A 26,854-nucleotide genomic window follows, 5' to 3' on the forward strand; every position below is an offset into this window, starting at 1 on the left:
TGGGGCTGGACTAGTCCAGATAGGTAACCTTTGATGCAGCCGATGCCACCGCGTGCGGTAACAGCCATCTGCCATGCCTTGCAGGAGCAGATCGAGCACGGCCTGCTGGCGCCGGGCGGCAAGCTGCCGGCCGAGCGCAAGCTGAGCGAGGTGTTCGACACCACGCGCATCACCCTGCGCGAGGCGCTGGCGCAGCTGGAGGCCCAGGGCATGATCTACCGCGAAGAGCGCCGCGGCTGGTTTGTCGCGCCCGAGCGGCTGACCTACGACCTGATCGAGCGCAGTCACTTCCATGCCATGGTCCGCGACCAAGGGCGTGTGGCCAGTACCGAACTCCTGTCGGCACGGCTGCAGCCGGCCTCGGCGGCGATCTGTGCGCGCTTGCAGCTGCCGGCGTTGTCCAGCGTGGTGCGCATCTGCCGGTTACGGCGGATTGACGGGCGGGCGGTGCTGTATGCCGAGCACTATCTGAATCCCAGGTATTTCCCGGACATTCTCGAACAGGACCTGGCGCAGTCGCTGACCGAAATTTATGGGCGGGTGTATGGCATCCGGTATGGGCAGGTGTGCTTCGAGATTTTGCCGACGGCGTTGCCGGTGGAGGCGGCAGGGGCGTTGAAGGTGTCGGTGGGCAGCCCGGGGTTGCACATTACCCGGGTCAACAGCGACCAGCATGGGCACCTGATCGACTGCGACCTGGAGTATTGGCGGCACGATGCAATCCGCATTCGTGCACAGGCCGGTTGATCCTGGATTCTGGGGCTGCTTTGCAGCCCATCGCCGGCAAGCCCGCTCACACCTTGACTGCATGGGTGTCAGGCCCTGTGCAGTACCTGTGGGAGCTGGCTGGCCGGCGATAGGGCGCTAACTGGAGGAACCTGCCTCCGTCATGCCACCGCCCCCGGCGGTCACCACCTGTACCGACAACCGCGGCGTCGCCAGGTCCAGCCCGGCCTCATCCAGCTGCCGCTTCAGTGCCAGGTTGAATGCCCGCGACACTTCCCACTGCTTGATCGGCGCGGTCTTGAACCGGGCCCGCAAGATCGCCGACCCCGACTCGAAGCTCTCCACGCCTTGCAGCTCCAGCGGCGACCAGATGTTGCGGCGCATCAATGGGTCATTGCGCAGCTTCTGCCCCACCTCGCGAACCAGCGTGATCGCCTGGTCGATGTTCATGCTGTGCGGGACGGCCACACGGAAGATGGCGTAGCCGAACTCCCGCGAGTAGTTCTTGATGCTCTTGATCTCGCTGAACGGGATGGTGTGCACGATGCCGTCGATGTCCCGCAGGCGTACGGTACGGATGGTCAGCCCCTCCACCGTGCCTAGGTGCCCGCCCACATCCACGTAGTCGTCGATGGCCAGCGAGTCTTCTATGATGATGAACAACCCGGTGATCAGGTCGGCCACCAGCGATTGCGCGCCAAAGCCGATGGCCAGGCCGATCACACCGGCACCGGCCAGCAGCGGGGTGACGTTCATGCCCATGTTGGCCAGGGCGACGATCACCGCAATGATGAAGATCACCACGAACAGCACGTTGCGGATCAACGGCATCATGGTTTGTGCGCGGGCGTTGGCCAGGCCCCGGCGCGAACGCACCAGGGCGTGGTGCACGGCGGTGTCGGCAAGGATCCACACCAGCCAGGCGACGATCAGCGTGCCGGCCAGGCCCAGCAGGCGCAGGCTGACTTCGTGGCCGTCGCCCTCGGCAAAGCCGATCATCGACAGGCCCCACACCCGCAGCCCCAGTTCGATGAACACCAGCCAGATGAACAGGTGCACCAGCAGGTAGCCGAAGTTGCGCAGGCGTTCGGCGTACACGGCCTGGCGCTTGTTGGCGCGTTTGGGGTTGGCGGCGTGGCGGCGTACCAGGCCGTTGAGCACCATGCACACCACCACCAGCACGGTACACATCAGCGACTGACGCAGGGCGGTGCTGGTGTCGCCGGCCGAGACGAAGGTGGCGAACAGCGAAATCGCCACCAGGATCAACGCCGGGATGAACCAGAAGCTGCCGAGGATCTCGATGGTGTCGCTGAGGGTGCGGCGGGTCAGGCGTCGCGCCAGGGGCTGGTTGCGGATCAGGTGGGCGATCGGGCGGCGGAAGCGCAGAATGAACAGCCCGGTGCACAGCGCGGCGATGACGTTGGCCAGGGTCGCCAGGGCATGGGCCAGGTGGGTCCCCAGTGCGACCAGCATGCGCGGGTCGCTCATGGCCTCGCCAAACGCTGCGAAGCTGCCGATCAGCCACAGCGGGCGGAACGCCTGGTGCCGCAAAATGTGAAGGGCGCGGTGGCGGTGCGGGCCGTCGAGCAGCGAGAAGGCGATCACGCAGATGGCCGAGAAGCAGGTGCCGACGACCAGCGCGTAGGCCAGCACCATGGCCAGCGACTTACCCAGCGACGGCGGCAGCACAAAGCTCAGGTACACGGTGAACACCAGCGCCACCAACCACGGGCCGAGCTTGCGCAGGGCAAAGCGCACCAGGTCCCAGGTACGCGGGTGCTGGGGCAGTTCTTCGCTCAGGCCAAAGCGCAGGCGTATCCGGTGGCCGACCCAGTTGAAGGCGTAGGCCAGCACGCTCCACACGGCAATGACGGCGGCAAAGCCGAACAGGATCGGCGGCCACTGGTGCACCGGCACCACCAGTTCGGTCAGTTCGGCCTGGGCTTGTTCGATTTCCGTAGACCAGCGGTGGAACGGGCTGGCATCGCCACTGAACTGTTTTTCGAAATCATGCAGGGCGCCGCCGATCAGGCCGAGCACGCCCTGTTCCACGCTGGGTTGTGATTGCTTGGTGGCGTCGCGCAGCTTTTTCAGGTCGGCCAGCAGCTTGGCCCGCTGCTGGTCGTTTTCCAGGTTCTTGATCACTTCGTCCAGCGACTTGCCCAGTGGCTCGGTGGCCTCCGGCTGCGCGGGCGCACTGCCGCCCAGCAGGCCGGGGAGGCCCGCTGCCTGTACCGGAGTGATGAACAGCAACAGCAGCAGGAACAGGTAACGCAGGAGGGCAGGCACGGGTAAATCTACCTCAGGTCAAACGATTGACCGAGTGTAGAGGTTTATGTCGGCAGTTTCTCGAGGATCTTCCAGCAGGTGAGGCCGAAGATGCCCAAGGTGCCGATCCACATCATCAGCACTCCGATATTGCGCTCGCGCATGCTGAAGCCGATGGTCAGCAGCATCAGGAACAGGAACACCGGCACGAACAGTGACAGAAACGGGGACATGGACAGCAATCCTTTTGCAGTGGGGCCATGTAACAAGCATAGCGCTTGGCAAGCGAGGCGGGATTGACCTTGAGCATTCGATCAGGTCACATCCCTTTTATGTAGGAGCAGCCTGTGCTGCGAAGAGGCCGGTACACCCAGTAAAGATGCATGGGTTGTACTGGCCTCTTCGCAGCACAAGGCTGCTCCTACAAGTGCGGTATGGGGCTCAACTGCTCAGGGCAGCTCGCGGCTACGGTAGAAGGCAGTTAGCACCTTCACCAGGTGTGCAAGGTCGTGGCTGCCGCACAGCTCGCGAATGGAATGCATGGCAAAGGTCGGCAAACCGATATCCACCGTGCGCACGCCCAGGTGGCTGGCTGTGATCGGCCCGATGGTCGAGCCACAGCCCATGTCGCTGCGCACCACAAAGCTTTGCACCGGCACTTCCTCGGCCATGCACAGGTGGCGGAAGAAACCGGCGGTTTCGCTGTTGGTGGCGTAGCGCTGGTTGTTGTTCACCTTGATCACCGGCCCGGCGTTGAGCTTGGGCCCGTGGTTGCCATCGTGCTTGTCGGCGTAGTTGGGGTGTACGCCGTGGGCGTTGTCTGCCGACACCATCAGCGAGCGCTGGATGGTGCGCACGTAAGCGTCGCCATTGGGCAGCAGGCGCTGCAGGGTCTGTTCCAGCATTGGGCCGTCGGCGCCGCAGGCTGAGCTGCTGCCGACTTCCTCGTGGTCGTTGCACACCAGCACGCTGGTTTCGTCGCTGTCGGCGGCCAGCAGGGCTTGCAGGCCGGCGTAGCACGACAGCAGGTTGTCCAGGCGGGCCCCGGCGATGAAGTCGCCATTCAGGCCGACCAGCGCGGCGCCTTGGGTATCGTAGAAGCTCAGTTCGTAATCCAGCACCACGTCGGCGATCAGCTCATGCTCGCGGGCCAGTTGCTCGGTAAGCAGGGCGCGGAAGTCGATGCGATCGTCACCCGCGACTTGGGCCAGGATGGGCGGCAGCTCGTTCTGCGGGTTGATCGCCCAGCCTTCATTGGCGGTGCGGTTCAGGTGGATGGCCAGGTTGGGAATGATCGCGATAGGCAGTTTGAAGTCGATCAGCTGGCTTTCTACCTTGCCGTCACGGCGATAGGTAACGCGGCCGGCCAGGGACAGGTCGCGGTCGAACCAGGGCGCCAGCAGGGCGCCGCCATACACTTCCACACCCAGTTGCAGGAAACCGTGGCGCTGCAGCTCGGGCTGCGGCTTGACCCGCAGGCACGGGCTGTCGGTATGGGCACCGACCATCCGGATACCGTTCAGCAACGGTTCGTGCTTGCCCAGTTTGATGGCGATGATCGACGAGTCGTTGCGGGTGACGTAGTAGCGGCCGCCAGGCACGGTGACCCAGCTGTCACGCTCGTCCAGGCGCTGGTAGCCGGCAGCTTCCAGGCGCTGGGCCAGGCTGGCGGTGGCATGGAAGGGCGTGGGGGAGGCCTTGAGGAAATCGATAAGGCCAGAATTCAGTTCGTCGCGCATAGCTCACTCCAGACAGCAGTGGCGCGAGTTTAACGCACAATGTCGACAATTTGTGTCTGCATTACACCCTGTAGGAGCAGCCTTGTGCTGCGAAGAGGCCGGTGCGAACAACCTCTATCTGTGTTGTTGGGACTGGCCTCTTCGCAGCACAAGGCTGCTCCTACAGGGGGGGCGAGGTGCGGCTTAGAAGGGCGCAGGGCACTCGAACTTCAACCGCTCCCCGGACACCGGGTGGGTAAAGCTCAGCATGGATGCATGCAGGCAAAGCCGCTCGTGCGCCGCCAGCGCTTCGGGGTTGGCATACAGCCGGTCACCCAGCAGCGGGTGGCCGATCGACAGCATGTGCACGCGCAACTGGTGCGAGCGCCCGGTGATCGGCGTCAGTTCTACCCGGCAGTGGTCGCCGCAGCGCTCGACGATGCGCCAGAACGTCAGCGCATGCTTGCCCTGCTCGTGGTCCACCACATGCCGTGGCTTGGTTGGCGGGTCGTAGCGCAGCGGCAGGTCGATGCTGCCGCTGTCCAGTGCCGGTTGGCCCCAGCACAGCGCGGTGTAGGCCTTTTCGGTTTCGCGGTCGTGGAACTGGCGCGACAGCTCGCGGTGGCTGTCGGCATCGCGGGCCAGCAGGATGATGCCGGAGGTTTCCCAGTCCAGGCGGTGCACGATCAGCGCGTCGGGGTAGCCGTTTTCCTGCAGGCGGGTGATCAGGCAGTCCTTGTTGTCCTCGGCGCGGCCAGGCACCGACAGCAGCAGGGTCGGTTTGTTGATCACCAGGATGGCGGCGTCTTCGTGCAGGATCTGGATATTGGACAGCGGCATTGCGTGTTCTCTGTTAAATCGGGAGAAAAAAGCGGGGCCGCTCTGCGGCCCATTCGCGGCACAAGGCCGCTCCTACAGGGGAACGAGATCCCTTGCAGGAGCGGCCTTGTGCCGCGAATGGGCTGCAAAGCAGCCCCGGCTTTCAGCCAGATCAGCGATCCGGCAGGGTAATGTTCAGCTCCAGAATCGAGCAGCTGCCCTGGTTTTCCAGCTCGATATGCACGTCATCGTTGCCGATGTTCACATACTTGCGGATCACTTCCAGCAGTTCTTTCTGCAGCGCCGGCAGGTAGTCCGGCTCGCTGCGTTGGCCGCGCTCGTGCGCCACGATGATCTGTAGACGCTCTTTCGCTACCGACGCGCTGGTCTGTTTCTGTCTGCCACGAAAGAAGTCAAAAAGGTTCATGGTTTACTTGCCTCCAAACAGGCGCGCGAAGAATCCTTGCTTCGGCACTTCAACAAAACGCAGGGGTTTGTCTTTCCCCAGCAGGCGGTCGACGGTGTCGCTGTACGCCTGGCCAGCATCGCTCTGGTCGTCGAGGATGACCGGGATACCTTGGTTGGAGGCCTTGAGCACAGCCTGGGACTCAGGGATTACGCCCTTGAGCTTGATCGCCAGGATGTCGGTGACGTCGTCGATGCTCAGCATCTCGCCGTTGACGACGCGCTCTGGGTTGTAGCGAGTGATCAGCAGGTGTTCCTTGATCGGCTCCTCGCCGTTTTCGGAGCGGCGCGATTTGCTCGACAGAATGCCCAGCATGCGGTCCGAGTCACGTACCGAAGAAACCTCAGGGTTGGTTACCACGATGGCTTCGTCGGCGAAGTACATCGCCAGGTGCGCACCTTTCTCGATACCGGCCGGGGAGTCGCAGATGACGTACTCGAAATCTTCTTTCAACGCCATCAGCACCTTCTCGACGCCTTCCAGGGTCAGCGCGTCTTTATCGCGGGTCTGGCTGGCGGCAAGTACATACAGGTTCTCGAGGCGCTTGTCCTTGATCAGGGCCTGCTGCAGGTTGGCTTCTTCGTTGACCACGTTGACGAAGTCGTACACCACGCGGCGCTCGCAGCCCATGATCAGGTCGAGGTTACGCAGGCCCACGTCGAAGTCGACGATGACGGTCTTGTGGCCACGCAGTGCGAGGCCGGTACCAATGGCGGCGCTGGTGGTGGTCTTGCCCACACCCCCCTTGCCGGAAGTAACCACGAGAATCTTGGCCAAGGTGTTTCACCCCTAAAATAAGTCGGGACACGTGTCCCGGCAAAAAGCAAATAAACGGCAACAGTTAAAAAAGTTGCTCTGAAAATGACGGCAAGTATCCGTTAAAGACGGGTGATGTTCAACACATCACCGGACAGGCTGACTTGCACACCTGTGCCCCACAGGGGGTCGCGGCGCAGGTCTTCGCAAACCTTGTACTGGCCGGCGATGGAGACCATTTCGGCGGTCATCTGCTGGCAGAAGATCCGCGCCTTGGTATTGCCTTTGATGCCGGCCAGGGCCCGGCCGCGCATGGCGCCGTACACATGGATGTTGCCATCGGCCAGAAGTTCCGCACCCGGGCTGACCGAGGCGGTAACGATCAGGTCGCCACCCTGAGCATAGATCTGCTGGCCGCCGCGCACCGGCGCAGTAATGATCCGGGTCGGCCGCACCTCGGGCTCGGGGGCCGGTGGTGGGGCGGGCGCCGGCTCGGGCTTTCTGACTACCTCGGGCTCGGGCTCCAGCGGCCGCTCGCGGGCGCCGGACGGCGGTAGCACCGGCAGGTCGATGGCGATGGCGGCGGCGATGTCCTCAATGCGGTTGGCGCGGATGGCCAGGGTACGCAGGCCATGGTGGCGGCAGATGCGCATCAAGCCTGGCAGGTCGATTGCCCCTTCGCCGGCCGGCAGTTTGTCCAGCGCCAGCACCAGTGGCGTATTGCTGAAGAAGTTCGGTGCCTGGGCAACTTTGGCCGCCAGCTGGCGGTCGAGGGCTTCAAGATCATTGCGTGCCAGCTCCAGCACTGTGATGGCGAGCATGCTGCCCTTGAGCTGGAACACGGAGGCGGTGTCGGATGTGTGGTTTGGGCTCATGGTCTGCATAGACGGCTTGTTGCGAAAAAAGTGCCCTGATTTATAACGAGAACACCGGTTGCCCGCAACATACGCTGATCCGTTGTAGAATGCGCAGCCTTTGTCTTTCCGGAAGCTTCAATGGAACGCCCGCGTTTTCGTCCCTATTTCCTTCACCCAAAGTTCTGGGGCCTGTGGCTGGGCCTTGGCCTGCTGTGGCTGGTGGTCCAGTTGCCGTACCGGGCCCTGTTGAAAGCCGGTGCCGCGCTGGGGGCCGTGATGTATTGCTTTGCCGGCGAACGTCGGCGCATTGCCGCGCGCAACCTTGAGCTGTGCTTTCCGGAGCTGTCGGTCGACGAACGGCGGCGTTTGCTCAAGGCCAACTTCGCCTCCACCGGTATCGCCTTCTTCGAAATGGCCATGAGCTGGTGGTGGCCCAAGGCCAGGCTGGCGCGCCTGGCTCATATCGAGGGGTTGGAGCACCTGCAGGCCGCCCAGCAGGCGGGGCAGGGCGCCATCCTCATGGCTGTGCACTTTACCACCCTGGAAATCGGCGCCGCCCTGCTGGGCCAGCAGCACACCATCGACGGCATGTACCGCGAGCACGGCAACGCGCTGTTCGACTTCATCCAGCGCAGCGGCCGCGAGCGGCATAACCTCGACTCGCTGGCGGTGGAGCGCGAGGATGTGCGTGGCATGCTCAAGCTGCTGCGTTCGGGCCGGGCGATCTGGTATGCACCGGACCAGGACTACGGCGCCAAGCAGAGCATTTTCGTGCCGCTGTTCGGCATCCCGGCCGCGACGGTAACCGCCACCACCAAGTTCGCCCGGCTGGGCAAGGCGCAGGTTATTCCGTTCACCCAGAAGCGCCTGGAGGATGGCAGTGGCTATCGTCTGGTCATCCACCCGCCATTGGCGGACTTCCCCGGCGAAAGCGAAGAGGCCGACTGCCTGCGCATCAACCAGTGGGTCGAGAGTGTGTTGCGCGAGTGCCCCGAGCAGTACCTGTGGGCGCACCGCCGTTTCAAGTCGCGGCCCGAGGGTGCGCCGCGGCTGTACGACAAGAAAAAGCGCTGAACTGACTTTACCTGTGCCGGCCCTTTCGCGGGCCTGCAAACAGCTGATCCAGGAAGGAAGCGATGGCCCCACCCCCGGTAACCGGTCTTATCCTTTCTGGCGGCGGCGCCCGCGCCGCCTATCAGGTCGGCGTATTGGCCGGCATCGCCGAGCTGCTGCCCGCAGGCGCGCACAATCCGTTCCCGGTCATCGTCGGCACCTCTGCCGGTGCCATCAACGCCGTCACCCTCGCCAGCGGCGCCACCCACTTCAACGATACCGTTCAGCGGCTTACCGCCTTCTGGCAGAACTTTCGCAGCCACCTGGTCATCCGCAGTGACTGGCCCGGCGTCGTCCGCCAGGCCAGCCGTTTCGTCGGCCACAGCCTGTTGGGGTTAGGCGGCCAGGCGCCGGTGGCGCTGCTGGACAGCAGCCCGTTGCGCAGCCTGCTGGAGGCACACCTGAACCTGGATGGCATCGGCCATTCCCTGGCCGCCGAGCAGTTGCGCGCGGTGGCAGTCACCGCCTTTGGCTACGAGTCCGGCCAAGCGGTCACCTTCTACCAGGGGCGTGGCACCATTGAAGCCTGGCTACGCCACCGCCGCATCGGCGTGCCCACGCCATTGACCATCGACCACCTGCTGGCCAGCGCGGCCATTCCGCTGCTGTTTGCGCCGGTGCAGCTGGGCGACGAATTTTACGGGGACGGCGCGGTGCGCCAGTCGGCGCCGATCAGTCCGGCGTTGCACCTGGGTGCCAGCCGGGTGCTGGTGGTCGGGGTCAGCGGTAACCCGCAGCGGCCAGCGCCTCCGTTGCCCACTCAGCGTGTGTTCAGCGGGCAGCAGCCGAGCCTGGCGCAGATCGGTGGGCACATGCTCAACAGCACGTTCATCGACAGCCTGGAAGACGACATCGAACTGCTGCAGCGGCTCAACCATTTGAGCCGGCTGTTGCCGGCGCACCTGGATGCCCGCCGCTTGGGGTTGGCGCCGATCGAGGTGCTGGTGGTAGCGCCCAGCCAGCCGTTGGACGAGATCGCCGCCCGGCACCGGCGTGAGCTGCCGGCGGCGTTGCGCCTGTTCCTGCGCGGGCCGGGGGCGACGCGCACCAGCGGGGCGGGGGTATTGAGCTATCTGCTGTTCGAGGCCAGTTATTGCAGTGAACTGATCGAACTGGGGCGCAAGGATGCCCTGGCCAAGAAGCGGGAGCTGTGCCAGTTCCTCGGAATTTGATGTTGCCTGTACCGGCCTCATCGCCGGCAAGCCAGCTCCCACAGGATCACCACAGCCTTGGGCATTGTGCGGACCTGTGACAGCCGGCTTGCCGGCGATTGGGCCGAAGCAGGTTTACTCCGCAATCTGCAACTTGCGCGCCTGGGTATACACGTATCGCACCTTCTCGTACTCGAACGGTGAGTTCAGCTGGCCATAGCGGAAGTTGGTGGTATAGCGCTTGTCCACCACGCGCAGGGCGAAGATTTCCGGGTGGTCGGTGCTGGTTTCGGCCACGTTCAGGTAATTGATTGCCTGCTCGCCCGCATAGTCCACCACCAGCCCGGTGGTGTCGCGCAGGTTCGAAGGCCCCAACACCGGCAGCATCAGGTACGGCCCCTCCGGTACGCCATAGAAGCCCAGGGTCTGGCCAAAGTCTTCGCTCTGGCGCGGCAGGCCCATGCTGGTCGCCGGGTCCCATAGCCCACCCACCCCGATCAGGGTGTTGAACATCAGCCGCGCCGTGATCTCGGCCGAACGCTTGGCCTTGAGCTGCAGCACGCTGTTGAACAGGTTTGGCACATCGCCCAGGTTGTTGAAGAAGTTGCTTACCCCCGTGCGCACGAAGCGCGGGGTTACATACTGGTAACCACTCACCAGCGGCAGCAGCACCCATTGGTCCAGCCGGTAGTTGAAGTGATAGACGCGCCGGTTGATCGACTCCAGCGGGTCGTACACGTTCAGCGCTTCCAGGGTTGAGCGCTCGAACTCGCGCTGGTCCAGCCCCGGGTTGAATTTCAGCTCGCGCAGCGGGTCGATGAAGCCATCGGATTCAGGTACCAGCGGCGCGGTACCGATCACTTGCGGGTCGGCCTCGATCACGCTGGCCCGGGGGGCGGTTTCGGCGGCCAGGCTGTGGCCGGCGGCAAGCAGGGCAGTGGCGAAGAGGAGTTTGTTAACCACGGAAGAACTCCAGCATGGCGTCACTGTTGACGCGGTAGTTGAGGTTGCCGCAATGGCCGCCATGGGGGTAGAGGGTCAGCCGGTCACCAAATACCTTGCGCAGGAAGCCGATGTCGCCCGGGCCGAGAATGACGTCGTCGGCGTTGTGCATCACCGCGATCTTGTCACTGCCGCGCAGGTAGTCTTCCAGGGCGTACAGGCTCACCTGGTTGACCAGCTGCAGGATGCTGTTGCCGTCGGTGCGGGCACGCCACATCGGGATCACCTGTTCGGTCATGTAGCAGTCGAAATCACACTGCAGGGCACGCTTGAAGAACGGCGTGAGACTGCTGCCCTCGGTAATCGGAAACTTCGGCGGAATGATCAGGCCGCGGCGGTTGATCAGGTCGGAAGTGAAGGCAATGTCGGCTGCCGAGAAACGGAACGAAGTGCCGATCAGCATGGCCATCTGTTCGTTGGACAGGTGCTGTCTGGACTGCTGGAAGTCATACAGAAGGGCGTCGTTGAGGTCGATGTAGCCCTTGTCCTGGAAGTAGCGGGTCAGCTTGGTCAGCATCAGCTCGTAGAACGTAGTGCTGCGGTCGATGCCCTTGACCTGGGTTTGCACCAGTTTGTCCAGGTTGTTGATCGAGGTGTACAGGTTGACCGGTGGGTTCAGCAGCAGCACACGCTTGAAGTTGAAGCTGCGGCGGGTTTCGTCCAGGTGGCTGACGAAAGCAGCGTCCAGCGCACCCAGGCTGTAGCCGGTGAGGTAGAACTCACTGACTGGCAGGCGCGGGTGCTGGGCACGCACGGCCTGCATCACCCGGTACATGTCTTCGGCGTCTTCCTGGCTGACGCCGGGGGTGGCAAAGCGCGAGGCGGCACTCATGAAGTCGTAGCTGGTGGGCGATGACAGTTGCACCACGTGGAAGCCGCCCTGGTAGAACAGCTTCTTCAGGTATTCATTGATGCTGCTGCTGTACGGCGCACCGGTGCCGGCGATGATGAAGATCAGCGGCGCTTCGTGATCCTGGCGGGCCAGGCGGTACTTGAGCTTTTTCACCGCCCAGAAATTGTCGGGCAAGGTGAACTCACGCTCCGGGCGCAGGTTGAGGCTGTAGTCCGATTGGTCGATGTCCTCGTCGCTGGGCAGGGTCGGGCGCTGGTCCGGCGGCGTGGTGGCGATGGTCGCCTCGAACGGGTTGGTCAAGGGGTAGCCGTAGCTGGCAGCGTCGATATCCCGCGCTGAAGCGGCCACCGCCATGAGCAGGCTACCGAGCACGGCAGCGAGGCGCAAAGATCGAAGCATGTAATCCCCCAAAAGAACGCAAGGTCGAGCAGTGTGCAGGCTAGGACCACAGCCAACCGGGCAAAGTTGCCAGTGGCGGTGGCCTTTGGTGTGCTTGTTATCTGCAACATAGCTGCAGGGTTGTGATTTTGCCTTACAACCGGGCATAAGCGATCATGGATGCTTTCGATTACCGCTATTGGAGAACAGGATGTCTCGTTCGCTGCCGGCTGCGCTGTTTGTGCTGTTTCTGGGGCTGTGGCTCGCTGCCAGCTATGGCGTGCGCTATGGGCTGATGGAGGATGGCCAGTGGGTTGGACTGTGCACGGTGCCTGCGGCGTATTGGCAGTGTGAGGTGCGCTCGCTGCTGGGGTTGGGCATTCACCTCCAGGTGCTGGCCTGGAGCGGGCTAGGCCTGGCGCTGCTGGCGCAGTTCGTACCCGCGCGCGCGGGCTGGTGGCTGGCGGTGTTGGCATTGGTGTTCGCTGTGCCGGCGCTGGTGTTATATACCGCCAGCATTGCCGTGTTTGCGCTGGTGCTGGCGGGGTTGCGCCTGGTCAGGTAACCGCGCCCCACCCCAACAATCAAGCCGGTCGCAACCGCAAGCTGCGCCACAATGCGGCTGTCATCAGCACACTCACCACCGCCCAACCCCAGGCCTGCTGGTTTTCCAGCCCTTCAACGAACAACTGCGGCGCCACCCCGGCCCCGACAATGAACGCCAGCAACGCCACCTCCGCCCGCCGTGCGCGCACCGGCCACAGCACATACACCAGCGCCGGCAGGGCCAGCGCGGCGCTGGGGAAGCTGCGGTAGCGCGGGTCGAACACCATCGCCAGCATGCTCACCGCCGCGGCAAAGCCCGCCGCCAGCAACAGCCAGCCCGTCCGCGCCTGCAGCCAGGCGAACAAGCGCTCGCGCCAGCCGGCCCGCTGCGCCAACGCCAGCAGCGCATGGGCCAGCACCAGCAGGTTCAGCCCGGCCAGCGCAACGGCCCACAGCCACTCCCCGGCAAAGCGTGCATGGGTGCGCATCAGTTCGCCCCACAACCCCAGGCAACCTGCGCCAAACGCGGCCAGCAGTGGCAACAGCAAGGCCGCCATCGGCGTAGCAGGGCGCCCGGCCAGCAACAACATGGCCGCCATCAGCAGTGCACTGGCCAGCAGCCATTGCGGCCAGTCATGCAGGTTGCTCACCGGCCCTTCCAGCACGCCCTTGTCCTGCCGGTCGGCATCGTAAAGCCCCCAGTAACCGCCAACTGCCCCTTCATTGGCGCGCTTCCACGGCTGGTCGAACGCTTCGATCAGGTTGTAGTGCCAGCCGTTGCTTTCGGCCATGGCCACGAAGCCGCGAATAAAGCGTGCCTCGTTGACCCGGCTGGGTATTGCGGTTTCGCGTTGGCGGCCTTCGCTGGGCCAGCCGGTTTCGCCAATCAGGATGTCCTTGGGCGCAAAGCGTGTGCCGAACACCCGGCGCACATCGGCCACGTGGGCCAGCGCATCGTCGATGCCGCGCGGATCGTCTTCCCAGTAGGGCAGCAGGTGGATGGTCAAAAAGTCCACCTCGGGTGCTACCTGCGGGTGCTGCAGCCAGAACTCCCACACATCCGCGTAGGTCACCGGCACCTTCACCTGGCTTTTCACCCGGGCGATCAGCTTGGCCAGCTGCGCGCCTGTGACTTCCTTGCGCAGCAACGTCTCGTTGCCCACGATCACCGCGCTGACCACATCGGGGTTGGCGTTGGCGGTGGCGATCAGCAGGTCGATTTCCTTTTCGGTGTCGGCCGCGTGAGCGTTGACCCAGGCGCCCAGCATCACTTTCAGCCCATGCTTGCGCGCCAGCGCCGGGATTGCCTCAAGGCCGGTCACGGAATAGGTGCGGATGCACTGGAAACGCTCAGCCAGCAACGCCAGGTCGGCGTCCATGCGTGCCGGGCGCAGGCGAAATGGTTGGTCGTAGGGCGACTGGTCCTTGTCGAACGGGGTGTAGGACGCGCATTGCAACTTGTGCGTCGGGCTGGCCGCATCGGGCAGGTGCACCGGCTTGCCAAGCCCGTACCAGAGCCCGGCGAGCCCGAGCAGGGCCAGCAGGCAGGCAAGCAGGTACAGCGGCAGCAACAGGCGGGCAGAACTGGGCATCGGGCGGTCCATCGTCAGGCGCAAAAGGGTAGATAGTAGCCCGGCGCCAAAGCTTTGGCATGCAAGGATCGCGCAGGCGGGTGTAGGCCGATGACGCTAATGGCACAGTGCTGTCGCATATGGGGCGGGTGCAGGTCGCAGCTGGATCAGGTCGACCTGTGTTGCAGGAAGATGATGCAATCTCCAAGACCTGACGAGGGGATGCTTTGATGGCAACTTTGAAAAAAATGCGACGTTTACTGGGTGTGGGCACCGCCCTGGTAATGGCCATGAGCGCTGCACAGGCAATGGCCAAAGAAGTAAGCATAGGTTACGTGGATGGTTGGGCCGACAGTGTGGCCACCACCAACGTGGCCGCCGAAGTGATCAAGCAAAAGCTCGGCTACGACGTGAAGTTGCAGGCTGTGGCCACGGGGATCATGTGGCAGGGTGTGGCAACCGGCAAGCTCGATGCCATGTTGTCGGCATGGTTGCCGGTGACCCATGGTGAGTACTGGACCAAGAACAAGGACAACGTGGTCGACTACGGTGCCAACTTCAAGGACGCCAAGATCGGCCTGATCGTCCCCGAGTACGTCAAGGCGGCGAGCATCGCCGACCTCAAGACCGATAGTAGCTTCAAGCAGAAGATTGTCGGCATCGACGCGGGCTCCGGCGTGATGCTCAAGACCGACCAGGCGATCAAGGACTACGACCTGACCGGTTACAAGCTGCAGGCGAGTTCGGGCGCGGCGATGACGGCGGAACTGGGCCGTGCCTATGCCAAGCAACAGTCGATTGCAGTGACTGGCTGGGTACCGCACTGGATGTTCGCCAAGTGGAAGCTGAAGTTCCTCGAAGACCCGAAAGGCGTGTATGGCGCGGCGGAAACCGTGAACAGCATCGGCAGCAAGGAACTGGCCACCAAGGCACCGGAAGTGGCGGAGTTCCTGAAGAAATTCAGCTGGCAGTCCAAGGACGAGATTGGCGAGGTGATGCTGGCGATCCAGGAAGGGGCCAAGCCTGAAGCGGCGGCCAAGGATTGGGTTGCCAAGCACCCAGATCGCGTGAAGGAGTGGACGGGTAAGTAAGCAGCTGTTGCAAATTCCTGTAGGAGCAGCCTTGTGCTGCGAAGAGGCCGGTACAAGCTGCGAAGATTCGGGCAGCCTGCACCGGCCTCTTCGCAGCACAAGGCTGCTCCTGCAGGGCAGGCGCAAGCTGTTTTGTTGCGCAATCGGTAAAACACCGTTGCATCTAAGACTAAGGTCGTCTGGTTGCCGTCCAACAGCCGCATAAAGTAAGGGCGTGGGTTTCACCCCTACCTGTGCTGCTAGGACAAAAACAATGAACGACAGCATTTACCTCTCGATACAAAACAGCCCCCGTTTCAAGGAGCTGGTCACCAAACGCGAACGGTTCGCCTGGATTCTCTCGGCGATCATGCTCGGCCTGTACTGCGGCTTCATCCTCCTCATCGCCTACGGTCCTCATCTGCTGGGCGCCAAGCTCAGCCCTGAGTCGTCGATTACCTGGGGCATTCCCCTGGGCGTCGGCCTGATCGTTTCGGCATTCGTCCTGACCGCCATCTACGTACGCCGCGCCAACGGCGAATTCGATGAGCTGAACAAGGCCATCCTGAAGGAGGCGCAACAATGATTCGCCACGCCAAAGCCCTGGCTGTACTGGCCTGCGGAGCCTTCGCACCCGCCGTGTGGGCAGCCGATGCCCTGACCGGCGAGGTGCAGAAACAGCCGCTGAACGTTGCCGCGATCGCCATGTTCGTGGCTTTTGTCGCCTTCACCCTCGGTATCACCTACTGGGCCTCCAAACGCAACAAGTCGGCGGCGGACTACTACGCTGCCGGTGGCAAGATCACCGGCTTCCAGAATGGTCTGGCGATCGCTGGCGACTACATGTCGGCTGCCTCCTTCCTGGGTATTTCCGCGCTGGTGTTCACCTCTGGCTACGACGGCCTGATCTACTCGATCGGCTTTTTGGTCGGCTGGCCGATCATCCTCTTCCTGATCGCCGAACGCCTGCGCAACCTGGGTAAGTACACCTTTGCCGATGTGGCCTCGTACCGCCTCGGGCAGAAGGAAATCCGTACCCTGTCGGCCTCCGGCTCGCTGGTGGTGGTGGCGTTCTACCTGATCGCGCAAATGGTCGGTGCCGGCAAGCTGATTGAGCTGCTGTTCGGCCTGGACTACCACGTTGCGGTGATCCTGGTGGGTATCCTGATGTGCCTGTATGTGCTGTTCGGCGGCATGTTGGCCACCACCTGGGTACAGATCATCAAGGCCGTGCTGCTGCTGTCCGGTGCCAGCTTCATGGCGCTGATGGTGATGAAGCACGTAGGCTTCGATTTCAACACCCTGTTCTCCGAAGCGATCAAGGTGCACAGCAAGGGCGAGGCGATCATGAGCCCGGGCGGCCTGGTCAAGGACCCGATCTCGGCCTTCTCGCTGGGCCTGGCACTGATGTTCGGTACCGCCGGCCTGCCACACATCCTGATGCGCTTCTTCACCGTCAGTGATGCCAAGGAAGCGCGCAAGAGCGTGCTCTACGCCACCGGCTTCATCGGCTACTTCTACATCCTGACCTTCATCATCGGCTTCGGCGCGATCCTGCTGGTCAGCACCAACCCGGACTTCAAGGACGCCGCCGGTGCCCTGTTGGGCGGCAACAACATGGCAGCGGTGCACCTGGCCGATGCCGTGGGTGGCAGCATCTTCCTCGGCTTCATTTCGGCAGTGGCATTCGCCACCATCCTGGCAGTGGTTGCCGGCCTGACCCTGGCCGGTGCCTCGGCGGTGTCCCACGACCTGTACGCCAGCGTATGGCGCAAGGGTAAGGCCAACGACAAGGACGAGATCCGCGTGTCGAAGATCACCACCATCGCCCTGGGCGTGCTGGCGATCGGCCTGGGTATCCTGTTCGAGAAGCAGAACATCGCCTTCATGGTCGGCCTGGCGTTCTCCATCGCCGCCAGCTGCAACTTCCCGGTCCTGCTGCTTTCGATGTACTGGAAGAAACTGACCACCCGGGGCGCCATGATTGGCGGCTGGCTGGGCCTTGTAAGTGCGGTAACACTGATGATCCTCGGCCCGACCATCTGGGTGCAGATCCTCGGCCACGAGAAGCCGATCTACCCGTACGAGTACCCGGCGCTGTTCTCCATGGCCATCGCCTTCGTCAGCATCTGGTTCTTCTCGGTCACCGACAAGTCCAAGGCTGCCGACGACGAGCGTGCGCTGTTCTACCCGCAGTTCGTGCGTTCGCAGACTGGCCTGGGTGCCAGCGGGGCGGTTTCCCACTGATGCAATAGCAATAACGCGCTGAAATGCATAACGCCCCGCTAGCCGGGGCGTTATGCATTCTGGGGTTTCTCCCGGCAATACTGGCAAGCTGCGTCCCTTGGGAAATTTCCTAAATCCGCTCGGAACGGTCCTAACTTCCAATCGCCAGCGTTCACGAATAATCGCCACCACTGATCGGGCAGTCGCCCGTCAGCCAGTGATTCCCTCAAGGAGATTTGATCGTGAAACGTATGCTGCTTGCCCTCCCTCTGGCCATGCTGTTTGCCGGTGCCGCCCACGCCTTGGACCCGATCGAAAAGCAAGTGCAAGTCACTGCCCAGGTGCCGACCGATGCGTTCTTCGTCGAGCCGGTGGGCGGCAACTGGATGAACGACCCGCAAGAACTGGGCTGGAACCCCAATCAGGCCAAGCTCGACCCGGTCCGCAAGGAGCTGCAGGTCAAGAGCACCGTTGGCGCTATCAACGCCTACCTGGTTTCGCCCGCAGTCATTGCCAGCGGTTCCCACAACATTGGCCTGGATGTGAAGGTTGGCGGCACCGTGCTGCAGACCACCCCAGCCGAAGTGGTCAGCGCCACCCAAGCCGCACCGGGGGCGATCATCGGCTTCGAAATTGCAGCCCAGCCAGCCCCCGCCGCGGGTTATGAGCCAGGCAACTACCAAGGCCTGGTGAGCATGATCTTCGAAACTGGCACGCCTTGATTCCCCCCCATCGTTCATCCGTTGTTGCCTGTTCCTGCCCTCGGCGCTTGCCGCGGGGCGGGCAGGTATTGCCCGCAAGCGACGCCAATGACCCTACAGTTTCCCCTTTCCGCGCTGTACCTGAGCTTGCCGTTGGCAGCCTGCCTGGCCGCAGTGCCAGTTACGGGCCACGCTGCGACCGCGGCGCTGGGTGGCATCGAAGGCCTGCCCAGTGAATTCGAAGCGCACTTCTATGAAGTACCGTTGGCCGTGAGGGTAGACCTGGACGGCCGCTATCTGGGTGATGCAATGGTCGTGCTCAGCCGGGATCAGCGCGTGCAACTGCTGGAATTCACCGAAACCGTCGACAGCCGTGAGCCAGAAAGCCTGAGGCGGCGCTGGCGCGAACGCCTGGTCGAAGGGCGCCCGTTGGGTGATTGCCAGGCTGACTGCCCAGATGGCCTGCGCGCAGTGCACTACAGCTTGGCCAATTCGCAGTTGTCACTGCTTACCGACCAGGTCGAAGCGTCAACGGCAGACGAGCGTTATCACCGGCTTCCCGAACAAGGCAGCTATGGCCTGCTGGTGCGTAACCAACTCAACCTGGTCAATGATGGCCGGGTCACCAGCGGCCGCTATGCATTGCAAGGGCAGGGCAGCCTGGGTAACTGGACGACCCTGGCCGATGGCCAGCTTGACCGTGGCAGCGACAGTCAACAGGGCACGCGCTACCGGGTTGATCAGTTGTACGGTGAGCGACTGGTGCAGGACCATTTTTATCGCCTGGGTTATTTCACCCCCAGTGCCCAAGGCTTGACCCGCCAGCCACGGCTTATGGGTGCCAGCCCTGATACCACCCTGGGCCTGATGTTCGGCAGCAGCGACAGCCTGGCCACCGACAATGGCGCGCCCAGCGCGACGCCCATCTATGTCACGCCTAACCGCCCCGCCGTGGCGGAAATCTACCGCAACGGCGTACTGATCAATAGCCAGCCGGTACAGCCCGGCCTGCAGACGCTGGACAGCAAAGTGTTGCCCGGGGGCATCTATGAAGTGGAAATCCGCCTGGTCGAGGACGGCCAGGTGACCTCGCGCAGCCAGGCATTCATCTACAAACCCGGCAACTGGCGCAGCACCGATGCCCCTTGGCGCTACAATCTGTACCTGGGGCGGCAGACCAGCCTGTTGAGTAACTGGCAGCGTGACGCAGATGACAGCCTGGCGGCAGGCGTGCTGGCCAATTACCTGGTGCACCCCCGGGCTATCCTCGGCGTCTCGGCACAGCGCATCGACCAAACCCGGCAATACGGCACGTCGCTGGACTGGGATGTGCGCGACCGTTTCAAACTGTACGGCAACCTGTTTCGGGCCCAGGGCTACGGCAACGGCTACGACCTGCAAATGATCCACGCTGGTGAAAACAGCTCATTGGTGGCCAGCCAGAGCAGCACCTGGCTGACCCGCCCCGAGTCACTGCGTGATGACCGTCAGCCGAGCCGCTGGCAGGCGCGGCAAACCCAGACGTCGGTGTCTTACAACCATCGCCTCGACCCGCGCAATACCGCCAGCGTGCGTGTGTCGCACAGCAGTGGGGCCAGCGCCGGTACGGGGGTGGATATGGGCTGGTCGTACTTCGGCCAGTTACTGGGGTCGCAGGCCAACTGGCGCCTGTCGCTGTTCGACCGACCGGGCAACGCGGGTACCGGTGAGGCCCGCAGCCGCGGCGTCAACCTGAGCCTGAGCATGAGCCTGGGTGGCACGAGTGGGCGGCGCCTGTCGGCCAGCGTCGGCAGCCGTACAGCGCGCGATGGCGGGCGTGACCTCAATGCTGCGGTGGCCTATCAGCAGGACGTCGACCTGGGCCCGTTGCGCAGCGTTGGCCTGACCGCCAGCGCCGACCGCTATGGCGCCGGCCTGGGTGGTGACACGCAGTTCGAGAGCCAGCAGCTGCACGGTGATGCCTATTTCCAGCGTTCTTCCTACAACGGTGAGTTCAGCGGCGGCCTCAACCTGGAAAGCATGCTGGCTGTCGGGGCTGGCAAGGCGGCCGTGAGCGGCCAGTACTTGCCGCACCAGGCTGGGCTGATCGTCGATGTCGAAACCGATATCCAAGGCTTGAAACTACGCGCTGACGACCGCCATGGCGGTACTGCCAATCTGCGGCCTGGGCGCAACCTGGTCCCGGTGGCCGCTTACAAGGCCGGACATGTGCAATTCGACCTTGAAGGCGCGCAAGCTACCGCCGCGGTGATTCAGCCTTCCAGTGTGGACTACCACCTGAACCGTGGCGGCATTGGCTACCGGCAGCTGCGGGTATTGCGCACGCTGACCGTCATCGGCCGCCTGCTCGACAGCCAGGGTCGTCCGCTGCGGGGCGCGCAGGTGATCAACCACGCCAGTCGCAGTGTCAGTGAGGCCGATGGGTTCTTTGCGGTGGAAATGAGCGAGTCCACCCCCAGCCTGGAGGTGCGTCAGCAAGGGCAGGTCGTATGCCTGCTGACGCTGAATCTTACGCAGCTGGTACGTGAAGACGATGTGCTGTTGGCCGGCGACCAGCGTTGCACGCCGGCAAGCCTGGCCAAAGCCGCTGATAACGGGGGTGAGCCTGTTGAGAGCTAGCTCAGGGTCAGTAACAGAGCCGCCTTACCGTCGTTGCAGACGGCTCCTACATATCCTGCGATTGCTCCCGGTTTACGGTATGCCAATCGCTGTACTTATCCAAGGAACCTTCAAACGTGAATATCCATCGTCTGCTTGCCCTGGCCTTTCTGGTTACCCCGCTGGCAGCCATTGGGGCGCCCGAGCTTAACGTCGGCGCGTTGTACGATTACCTGGATTCCGGCAAAAGCACCTTGCTCAAGCGGGTGCGCAATAGCGGTGATACCACGGCGTTCGTCAAGGTGAGTGTCGCTGAGCTGGTGTACGACAGCGATGGCAATGCCCGCGAGGTCGACACCGAAGGCCTGCCGTTGGAACAGCGCGGCCTGGTAGCCAGCCCGGCGCGGCTGATCGTGCCGGCGCAGGGCATGCAAGCGGTGCGCCTGGTGTACCGCGGCCAGCGCGATACAGAGCGCTATTTCCGCTTGCGCTTCGTCCCGGTACTGCCCGAGCTGGGTGATGGGTTCACCGTGGACGAGGGAGAGGCCGAGCGTTACCGCAGTAGCCTGAAGGCTGGGGTCAACTTGCTGGCCGGCTATGGCACGTTGCTGTTCGTTCGGCCTGGCGAAACCCGGTTCCAGACGCCTGTGCAGCGCAAGGGCGGTAGCCTTACGGTCAGCAACCAGGGCAATGCCACTGTCGTGCTGGATCTTTTCCGGCAGTGCCAGGCGGCTGGCGTGGCCTGCGAGACTGCCACCAAACATCATGTGTTGCCGGGGCGTACACGGCAATTCGAAGGGCAGGCGGCCAAGGTTCATCAGTTTGAGTTGCATGAAGGCGAAGCGCGCAAGCGCATGGTGGTGGAAGGATGAGTAGCAGCACAGGGCGCTTGGCCCGCATCCGTCACTTGCGCGCCGGGCTGGTCGCAGGTTTGCTGGCATTCGCGCCCTTGGCCAGCGCGCTGGAGGTGACGCTTTCGGCGCAATACCGTGGCGGTGGGTCGGGGCGCTTCGAAAACACCACGCCGCCTGCTGAATTTTGCAGGGTCTGGTCTAGCCTGTGCGCCAGTACCGGCACCGTAAGCCTGCCAATTACCTACCAGAAGACAAGCATCAACCGTGCCCCCGACATGCGCGATCGATATTTCGTGAAACTGCCGGGGCGTCGTGAGGTGGAGGTACGCCACCAACAGACGGGCGAGCCCAGGCAGATGACCTTCGAGGTACGCTCCATCAGCCAGGAAGCTGTGTTGGGCAGCCCTTACAACCCTCTCAACGGCACCTGGGTAGGCGGTTGTCGTGGCAAGAACGCCGTCGGCAACCAAAGCCGCTTCAGATACTACACCTCGTTGGTCAACCCGCAGAGTCCGACCCCTTGCGTTATCAGCTACTCATGGGTGCCGGATGATCAGGTAGATACTACGACGGTATTGGACATGGGTATTTCCTTCGAGCTGGACATCCCCCCGCCGTATCGCCTGCGCGCCGGTATGTACCGTGGCAGCCTCACTTACACCATAGGCCCTGGGGGCGACTTTGATTTCGGCAACAATGTCACCGGCCTGAGCGGCGATACGTTGGTGATCAACTTCGAACTGGATGTTCAGCATGCTTTCATCTTTGAGTTCCCGCCTGGCTCGGAGCGCGCCGTGCTTGAGCCCAAGGGTGGCTGGCAGGCCTGGCTGGGAGGCGGCCAGGCCCCCGGGCTCATCTACCGTGACCTGCCGTTCCGGCTATGGTCCACCGGCCCATTCAAAGCCTACAAGTTGTGCCAGCACTACACCGCAGGTACGTGCGGTATCCGTAACGACGCCAACCATGAAGTGCCTGTGACCGTGGCCATTACCTTGCCCGGAGGTATCGAGCACCAGGGCCGGCCGGTTCAGCAACTGGCGTTGCCGAGCGGGCAGGCGGCTGCGTTAGCGTTCGAGTCGGCGATGCCCACGCTCAATCGCCCTGGCCAGTTGCGTTTCCAGGTGGAGCGCAACGACGTGCAGGCCATGCTCCGATACCCTGGCGCCACCTATGCCGGCCAGGTCACCGTCGTTTTCGACGCTGAGCTTTAGCCCACCGCCATGATGCGCGAGGTTAACCTATGTACAAAGTCGTGGTGGTTGACGACCATCCGTTCATCCGGGCCACCGTTTGCATGCTGCTGCGCAAGGAACGGCTCGATGTCGTCGGCCAGGCAGACAATGGTATTGACGCGGTGCGGCTGGCGCGTGAGTTGGCGCCGGACCTGGTCATCCTCGATATCGCCATGCCCGGGCTCGATGGCCTTGAGGTAATCGCCCGCATCAAGGCCATGACGCAGCCGCCCAAGGTTCTGGTGCTGACGTCGCAATTGCCCGAGGCCTATTCGCTACGCTGCATGCAGGCCGGTGCAATGGGCTTCGTGGCCAAGACCGATGAGCTGGACGAGCTTGGCAAGGCGGTGCGCGCAACGTTGTCGGGTTATATGTATTTCCCTGAAGTGACATTGAGTTCGGTGCACAAGCAGGACCTCAAGTTCACAGACGCGCAATGCATCGCCTCACTGACCGACCGTGAGCTGATGATCTTGCAGCAGCTCGCCCGCGGGCTGAGCAACAAGGCGATCGGCGAAGCCATGCTGCTGAGCAACAAGACCATCAGCACCTACAAAACCCGGCTCATGGAAAAACTGCGGGTCAACTCTTTGATCGACCTGGCGGACTTCGCCCGTCGCAATGCGCTCATCTAGTCGCTACCCGTGCCAATCCGCGTCCTGCTGCTGTGGCTGCTGTATTGCCTGAACCCGCTACCTGCTTTCTGCGCACCGCAGCTCTACACCCGGGGCGTGGAAACGGGCCCTGCGCTGGCGCTGGCCCCCGCCGACCTGCGCTGGCTGTGGGAGAAGCGCCATCTGAACCTGGGGGTAGTCGGCCGCGACAACCCGCCCTTCGACATGCTCGGCACCGGCCACGCCTACGAAGGCATCAGCGCCGAGTACGCCAGTGTGCTGGCCGAGAAGCTAGGCCTGGAAGTACGCCTGCGGCTGTTCGAGACCTACGACGCTGCCTTCGCGGCCTTGCGCAAGGGTAGTGTCGACCTGGTCAGCTCGGTAACAGCACAGCAGGCGCACGAAGCCAAGCTGCGCCTGTCCAGCCCCTACATCGTTGACCAGCCATTACTGCTGGCCAGTGAGCAGTTCGTCAGTGGTAACAACGCAAGCCCGCAGCTGCTGGCGGTCGAGGGATATCGACCGTTGGCCCTGCTTCAGCACACCTACCCCAACGCACGGATCCAGCTGCATCCCACCCCCTACAGTGCCTTGGCGGCGTTACAGCTTGGCGAAGCCGAGTTGTTTCTAGGCAATGCCCTGAGCAGCCGCTATCTGTTGGCCCGAGGGCAACTGCCAGGCCTGGAATGGGTCGACCAGCCCGATTTTGCAGCCCAGCCCATGGGATTTGCCATGCTCGGGGACCGCGACACATTACCCAGGTTGGTCGATGCCGTGCTGCAAGGCCTGACCGAACAGCAACATGCCCGCATTCGCGGACACTGGAGCCCACAGCCTGCCAGCCCGGTCAAACCCGGCCTGGTTGAACTCAGCGAAGCCCAGCAGCGCTGGATAGCGGAAAACCCCGTGGTCAAGGTGTTGCTCGGTGAGCACCAACTCCCGTTGAGCTACCGCGATGAGCATGGCCAGTTGCGCGGCTTGAGCATGGACTTGCTGCAACGCATCAGCCGCCTCACTGGCTTGCACTTCGAGGTGCACGGGAGCACAGACATACAGCACATGATCGGGCAGGTGCGCCAGGGACAGGCCGAACTGATTGCCGGGCTTGGGTACAGCCCGGCACACGCCAGGCAACTGCGTTTCAGCCGCAGTTTTCTAAGCTTGCCGCTGGTGCTGGTAACGCGCAACGAGACGGTGGCCCCCAGCAGCCTGGCGCAGCTCGGCAGGCGGTCGCTGGCGCTGGTACGTGGCAGCGCCCAGGCGCAGACGCTGGCCAAGTCATACCCGGGTATCCGTCAGCGGCTCGTGCCTCATCCATTGGCTGCGCTGCAGGCGCTGGAGCAAGGTAAGGCAGGCGCCGCCGTGCTGCCACTGGACCAGGCATGCTCGCTGGTTGCACGTCACTTCCCCAGCAGGCTGCGTATCGCTGCCAGCCTGGCGTTGCCACCGATGCACTTCGCCTTTGCCAGTAGCCATGCCGACGAAGAGCTGCTGGGTATTCTCGACAAAGCCTTGCTCGCGCTGCCCACGGCAGAAATGGAGACCATGCTGCGACGCTGGGGTAACCCGATGATCGTTGGCGACGGGCTATGGCGCCGTTATGGCGGGCTCATGCTGGCGGGCATCGCCTTGGCATGCAGCCTGCTGTTGCTGGCCTTGCTGTGGGTTCGCTACCTGCGGCGGATGCAGGGGCAACTGCATCGTGCAAAGCGCGAGGCCGAGGCGGCCAACCAGGCCAAGACGCAGTTTCTCGCGGCCATGAGCCATGAAATCCGCACGCCACTGCATGCCGTGCTGGGCATGCTGGAGCTTGCCCGACGCAAGGCAGGGCAGGGCGAACTAGACCATCTGGCCATCGAAGTAGCGGCGGATGCCGCTATCGGGCTGCAGGAGTTGATCGGCGATATACTCGACATCACACGCATCGAAACCGGCCAGTTGCAGCTGGCACTGGTGCCGGTGAGCCTGCGCGAGCAAGTCGCCCGGGTGGTTCAGCTGTTCGAGCAACAGGCACGCGGCAAGGGGCTGGCCCTGGACATGGTGTGCAAGGGGGCGGTGGAAAACTGGGTGATGCTTGACCCGGTGCGTTTCAAGCAGGTCCTGGCCAACCTGGTCAGTAATGCAATCAAGTTTACCGCGCAGGGCAAGGTCCTGGTCAGCCTGAATATGCAGGCTGCAGCCGGGCGGGCAAGTGTATTGCTGGAAGTGGCAGACACTGGCATAGGCATTGCCCAGGCCGAGCTGGAAAGCCTCGGGCAGCCTTTTCGCCAAGCCAGCAATCAGCGCCAGTCGCCACGCAGCAGTGCCGGGCTGGGGCTGGGGATCAGCCGCAGCTTGTGTGAAATGCTTGGCGGGCAATTACGCTTGCACAGCGTGCTGGGCCAAGGTACGCGGATTGAAATCCGCCTGGACCTGGCGCTGGCAGCCCGGCCGGTGCTGGCCAAGCCGGCAACGCCGCAGGGCAACCCTGCCAGGCTGGCTGCCCTGCGCGTGCTGGTGGTCGATGACTACCCGGCCAACCGCTTGCTACTCGCGCACCAGTTGGCGTTTCTCGGTCACCAGGTACAGGTTGCCGAAGATGGCGATCAAGCCTTGCGTCTCTGGTTGCAGCAAACGTTCGACGTCGTCATCAGCGATTGCAACATGCCCAGGCTTGGCGGTTTTGCCTTGGCCCGGGCAATCCGCGAACACGAACGGCGCCGGGCGAGGCCGCGCTGTCGGGTGGTGGGGCTCACCGCCAGTGCCCTGCAAGAGGAGCGCCGTCGCGCAAGGCTTGCAGGTATGGACCACTGCCTGTTCAAGCCGCTGAACCTGGATACCCTCATGCAAACGTTGCAAGCTTTCCAGTACGTCAGCCGCGAGCCAGACGAACATTTGCCTGCCGTTGATCTGGCCCATTTGCGTAAGCTGGTATGCGATGACCGGGCTGTGCTGGTGGCACTGCTGGCCGATCTGGCCCGCAGTAACCTGGCGGATCTGGCGCAGCTCAGATACTCGAGCGACAACCCCTCGGCGCTCGTTGAAGTGGCGCACAGGGTGAAAGGCGGTGCACGCATTGTGCGGGCACAAGCGTTGGTTGCGTCATGTGAACGGCTTGAAGCCCAGTGTATGCAACGGCCGGCGGATGCGTCACAGGTGCGCCAGGCCGCCAGAGCGCTGGAGGAGACCATGCTGCGCCTGGACCGCTGGCTTGCCCGCTACCTCGCGGAGCATGCCCCGCGCCGCGAGGGCGGTACCGACCACACAGTCATGTCTGCCCATTCACTACCCTGATGAACCCTGCCAGCCCCCCAGGCCTTGATTAGACTCGCTGCATTACCTGCCAGAACAAG

General features: G+C 63.1%; 23 protein-coding genes. 13 read left to right on the top strand and 10 right to left on the bottom strand.

Going from position 1 to position 26,854, the window contains the following annotated elements; all coding sequences use genetic code 11:
* Window positions 1–33 precede the first annotated feature (33 nt).
* Window positions 34–747, top strand: coding sequence for a UTRA domain-containing protein (locus MRBLPB4O_RS06390; RefSeq protein WP_341797831.1), 714 nt, complete (start codon window positions 34–36; stop codon window positions 745–747).
* Window positions 748–864: 117 nt separating this feature from the next.
* Here the strand turns inward: MRBLPB4O_RS06390 and MRBLPB4O_RS06395 are convergent, their stop codons facing one another.
* The 7 genes from MRBLPB4O_RS06395 to minC all read right to left on the bottom strand — a co-directional run bounded on the left by MRBLPB4O_RS06395 (window position 865) and on the right by minC (window position 7,640).
* Entirely contained in the window at window positions 865–3,018 is a 2,154-nt protein-coding gene (locus MRBLPB4O_RS06395; protein WP_341797832.1) for a mechanosensitive ion channel family protein, read from the bottom strand.
* A 44-nt stretch (window positions 3,019–3,062) separates the two neighbouring features.
* Window positions 3,063–3,230, bottom strand: a complete 168-nt coding sequence (locus tag MRBLPB4O_RS06400) for a hypothetical protein (protein WP_016501052.1) — start codon at window positions 3,228–3,230, stop codon at window positions 3,063–3,065.
* Between the two features lie 216 nt (window positions 3,231–3,446).
* Window positions 3,447–4,736 carry a M18 family aminopeptidase gene (locus MRBLPB4O_RS06405; RefSeq protein WP_341797833.1) on the bottom strand — a complete coding sequence of 430 codons (1,290 nt, stop codon included), beginning with the start codon at window positions 4,734–4,736 and terminating at the stop codon, window positions 3,447–3,449.
* 183 nt (window positions 4,737–4,919) lie between these two features.
* Window positions 4,920–5,555: an RluA family pseudouridine synthase gene (locus MRBLPB4O_RS06410; protein WP_019472567.1), complete on the bottom strand. Its 636-nt coding sequence runs from the start codon at window positions 5,553–5,555 to the stop codon at window positions 4,920–4,922.
* Between the two features lie 151 nt (window positions 5,556–5,706).
* A complete protein-coding gene (gene minE, locus MRBLPB4O_RS06415) occupies window positions 5,707–5,961 on the bottom strand; it encodes a cell division topological specificity factor MinE (RefSeq protein WP_003252572.1) in 255 nt (84 codons plus the stop codon).
* A gap of 3 nt (window positions 5,962–5,964) precedes the next feature.
* A complete protein-coding gene (gene minD / locus MRBLPB4O_RS06420; protein WP_016501049.1) occupies window positions 5,965–6,777 on the bottom strand; it encodes a septum site-determining protein MinD in 813 nt (270 codons plus the stop codon).
* Window positions 6,778–6,878: 101 nt separating this feature from the next.
* Window positions 6,879–7,640, bottom strand: a complete 762-nt coding sequence (minC, locus tag MRBLPB4O_RS06425; RefSeq protein WP_016501048.1) for a septum site-determining protein MinC — start codon at window positions 7,638–7,640, stop codon at window positions 6,879–6,881.
* A 111-nt stretch (window positions 7,641–7,751) separates the two neighbouring features.
* On the opposite strand from minC, the gene MRBLPB4O_RS06430 reads away from it, so the two are divergent.
* Entirely contained in the window at window positions 7,752–8,687 is a 936-nt protein-coding gene (locus MRBLPB4O_RS06430) for a lipid A biosynthesis lauroyl acyltransferase (protein WP_114942682.1), read from the top strand.
* A 62-nt stretch (window positions 8,688–8,749) separates the two neighbouring features.
* Entirely contained in the window at window positions 8,750–9,898 is a 1,149-nt protein-coding gene (locus tag MRBLPB4O_RS06435; protein ID WP_341797834.1) for a patatin-like phospholipase family protein, read from the top strand.
* A gap of 114 nt (window positions 9,899–10,012) precedes the next feature.
* On the opposite strand, the gene MRBLPB4O_RS06440 is transcribed toward MRBLPB4O_RS06435, so the two are convergent.
* Together MRBLPB4O_RS06440 and MRBLPB4O_RS06445 are read right to left on the bottom strand one after the other, a co-directional pair.
* Complete coding sequence (locus tag MRBLPB4O_RS06440; protein WP_341797835.1) at window positions 10,013–10,840, bottom strand: VacJ family lipoprotein; 828 nt, start codon at window positions 10,838–10,840, stop codon at window positions 10,013–10,015.
* Window positions 10,833–12,131 carry a serine/threonine protein kinase gene (locus tag MRBLPB4O_RS06445; RefSeq protein ID WP_341797836.1) on the bottom strand — a complete coding sequence of 433 codons (1,299 nt, stop codon included), beginning with the start codon at window positions 12,129–12,131 and terminating at the stop codon, window positions 10,833–10,835. The genes MRBLPB4O_RS06440 and MRBLPB4O_RS06445 overlap by 8 nt, the downstream gene beginning before the upstream one ends.
* A gap of 190 nt (window positions 12,132–12,321) precedes the next feature.
* Between MRBLPB4O_RS06445 and MRBLPB4O_RS06450 the strand changes: the two genes are divergently transcribed.
* Window positions 12,322–12,675 (top strand): hypothetical protein, encoded by a 354-nt coding sequence (locus tag MRBLPB4O_RS06450; protein ID WP_341797837.1) that lies wholly within the window; start codon window positions 12,322–12,324, stop codon window positions 12,673–12,675.
* A 19-nt stretch (window positions 12,676–12,694) separates the two neighbouring features.
* Here MRBLPB4O_RS06450 and MRBLPB4O_RS06455 read toward each other — a convergent pair whose 3' ends face one another.
* A complete protein-coding gene (locus tag MRBLPB4O_RS06455) occupies window positions 12,695–14,260 on the bottom strand; it encodes a beta (1-6) glucans synthase (RefSeq protein ID WP_341797838.1) in 1,566 nt (521 codons plus the stop codon).
* Between the two features lie 197 nt (window positions 14,261–14,457).
* Between MRBLPB4O_RS06455 and MRBLPB4O_RS06460 the strand changes: the two genes are divergently transcribed.
* The 9 genes from MRBLPB4O_RS06460 (at window position 14,458) to MRBLPB4O_RS06500 (ending at window position 26,795) form a co-directional block, all read left to right on the top strand.
* A complete protein-coding gene (locus tag MRBLPB4O_RS06460) occupies window positions 14,458–15,318 on the top strand; it encodes a glycine betaine ABC transporter substrate-binding protein (protein WP_264362115.1) in 861 nt (286 codons plus the stop codon).
* Between the two features lie 253 nt (window positions 15,319–15,571).
* Complete coding sequence (locus tag MRBLPB4O_RS06465; RefSeq protein WP_019473848.1) at window positions 15,572–15,883, top strand: DUF485 domain-containing protein; 312 nt, start codon at window positions 15,572–15,574, stop codon at window positions 15,881–15,883.
* Window positions 15,880–17,544 (top strand): cation acetate symporter, encoded by a 1,665-nt coding sequence (locus MRBLPB4O_RS06470; protein WP_016485333.1) that lies wholly within the window; start codon window positions 15,880–15,882, stop codon window positions 17,542–17,544. The genes MRBLPB4O_RS06465 and MRBLPB4O_RS06470 overlap by 4 nt, the downstream gene beginning before the upstream one ends.
* 221 nt (window positions 17,545–17,765) lie before the next feature.
* Window positions 17,766–18,245, top strand: coding sequence for a CS1 type fimbrial major subunit (locus tag MRBLPB4O_RS06475; protein ID WP_341797839.1), 480 nt, complete (start codon window positions 17,766–17,768; stop codon window positions 18,243–18,245).
* A gap of 87 nt (window positions 18,246–18,332) precedes the next feature.
* The gene (locus MRBLPB4O_RS06480) at window positions 18,333–20,843 is read left to right on the top strand and encodes a CS1-pili formation C-terminal domain-containing protein (protein WP_341797840.1); all 2,511 of its coding nucleotides are present in this window, start codon (window positions 18,333–18,335) and stop codon (window positions 20,841–20,843) included.
* A gap of 116 nt (window positions 20,844–20,959) precedes the next feature.
* Window positions 20,960–21,694 carry a molecular chaperone gene (locus MRBLPB4O_RS06485; protein WP_341797841.1) on the top strand — a complete coding sequence of 245 codons (735 nt, stop codon included), beginning with the start codon at window positions 20,960–20,962 and terminating at the stop codon, window positions 21,692–21,694.
* The gene (locus MRBLPB4O_RS06490; RefSeq protein WP_341797842.1) at window positions 21,691–22,887 is read left to right on the top strand and encodes a hypothetical protein; all 1,197 of its coding nucleotides are present in this window, start codon (window positions 21,691–21,693) and stop codon (window positions 22,885–22,887) included. The genes MRBLPB4O_RS06485 and MRBLPB4O_RS06490 overlap by 4 nt, the downstream gene beginning before the upstream one ends.
* A gap of 29 nt (window positions 22,888–22,916) precedes the next feature.
* Window positions 22,917–23,543: a response regulator transcription factor gene (locus MRBLPB4O_RS06495; protein WP_341797843.1), complete on the top strand. Its 627-nt coding sequence runs from the start codon at window positions 22,917–22,919 to the stop codon at window positions 23,541–23,543.
* Between the two features lie 9 nt (window positions 23,544–23,552).
* Window positions 23,553–26,795 carry a transporter substrate-binding domain-containing protein gene (locus tag MRBLPB4O_RS06500; RefSeq protein ID WP_341797844.1) on the top strand — a complete coding sequence of 1,081 codons (3,243 nt, stop codon included), beginning with the start codon at window positions 23,553–23,555 and terminating at the stop codon, window positions 26,793–26,795.
* Window positions 26,796–26,854 lie beyond the last annotated feature (59 nt).

The sequence above is a fragment of the Pseudomonas sp. LPB4.O genome, assembly GCF_038383825.1.
Taxonomy (GTDB): Bacteria; Pseudomonadota; Gammaproteobacteria; order Pseudomonadales; family Pseudomonadaceae; genus Aquipseudomonas; species Aquipseudomonas putida.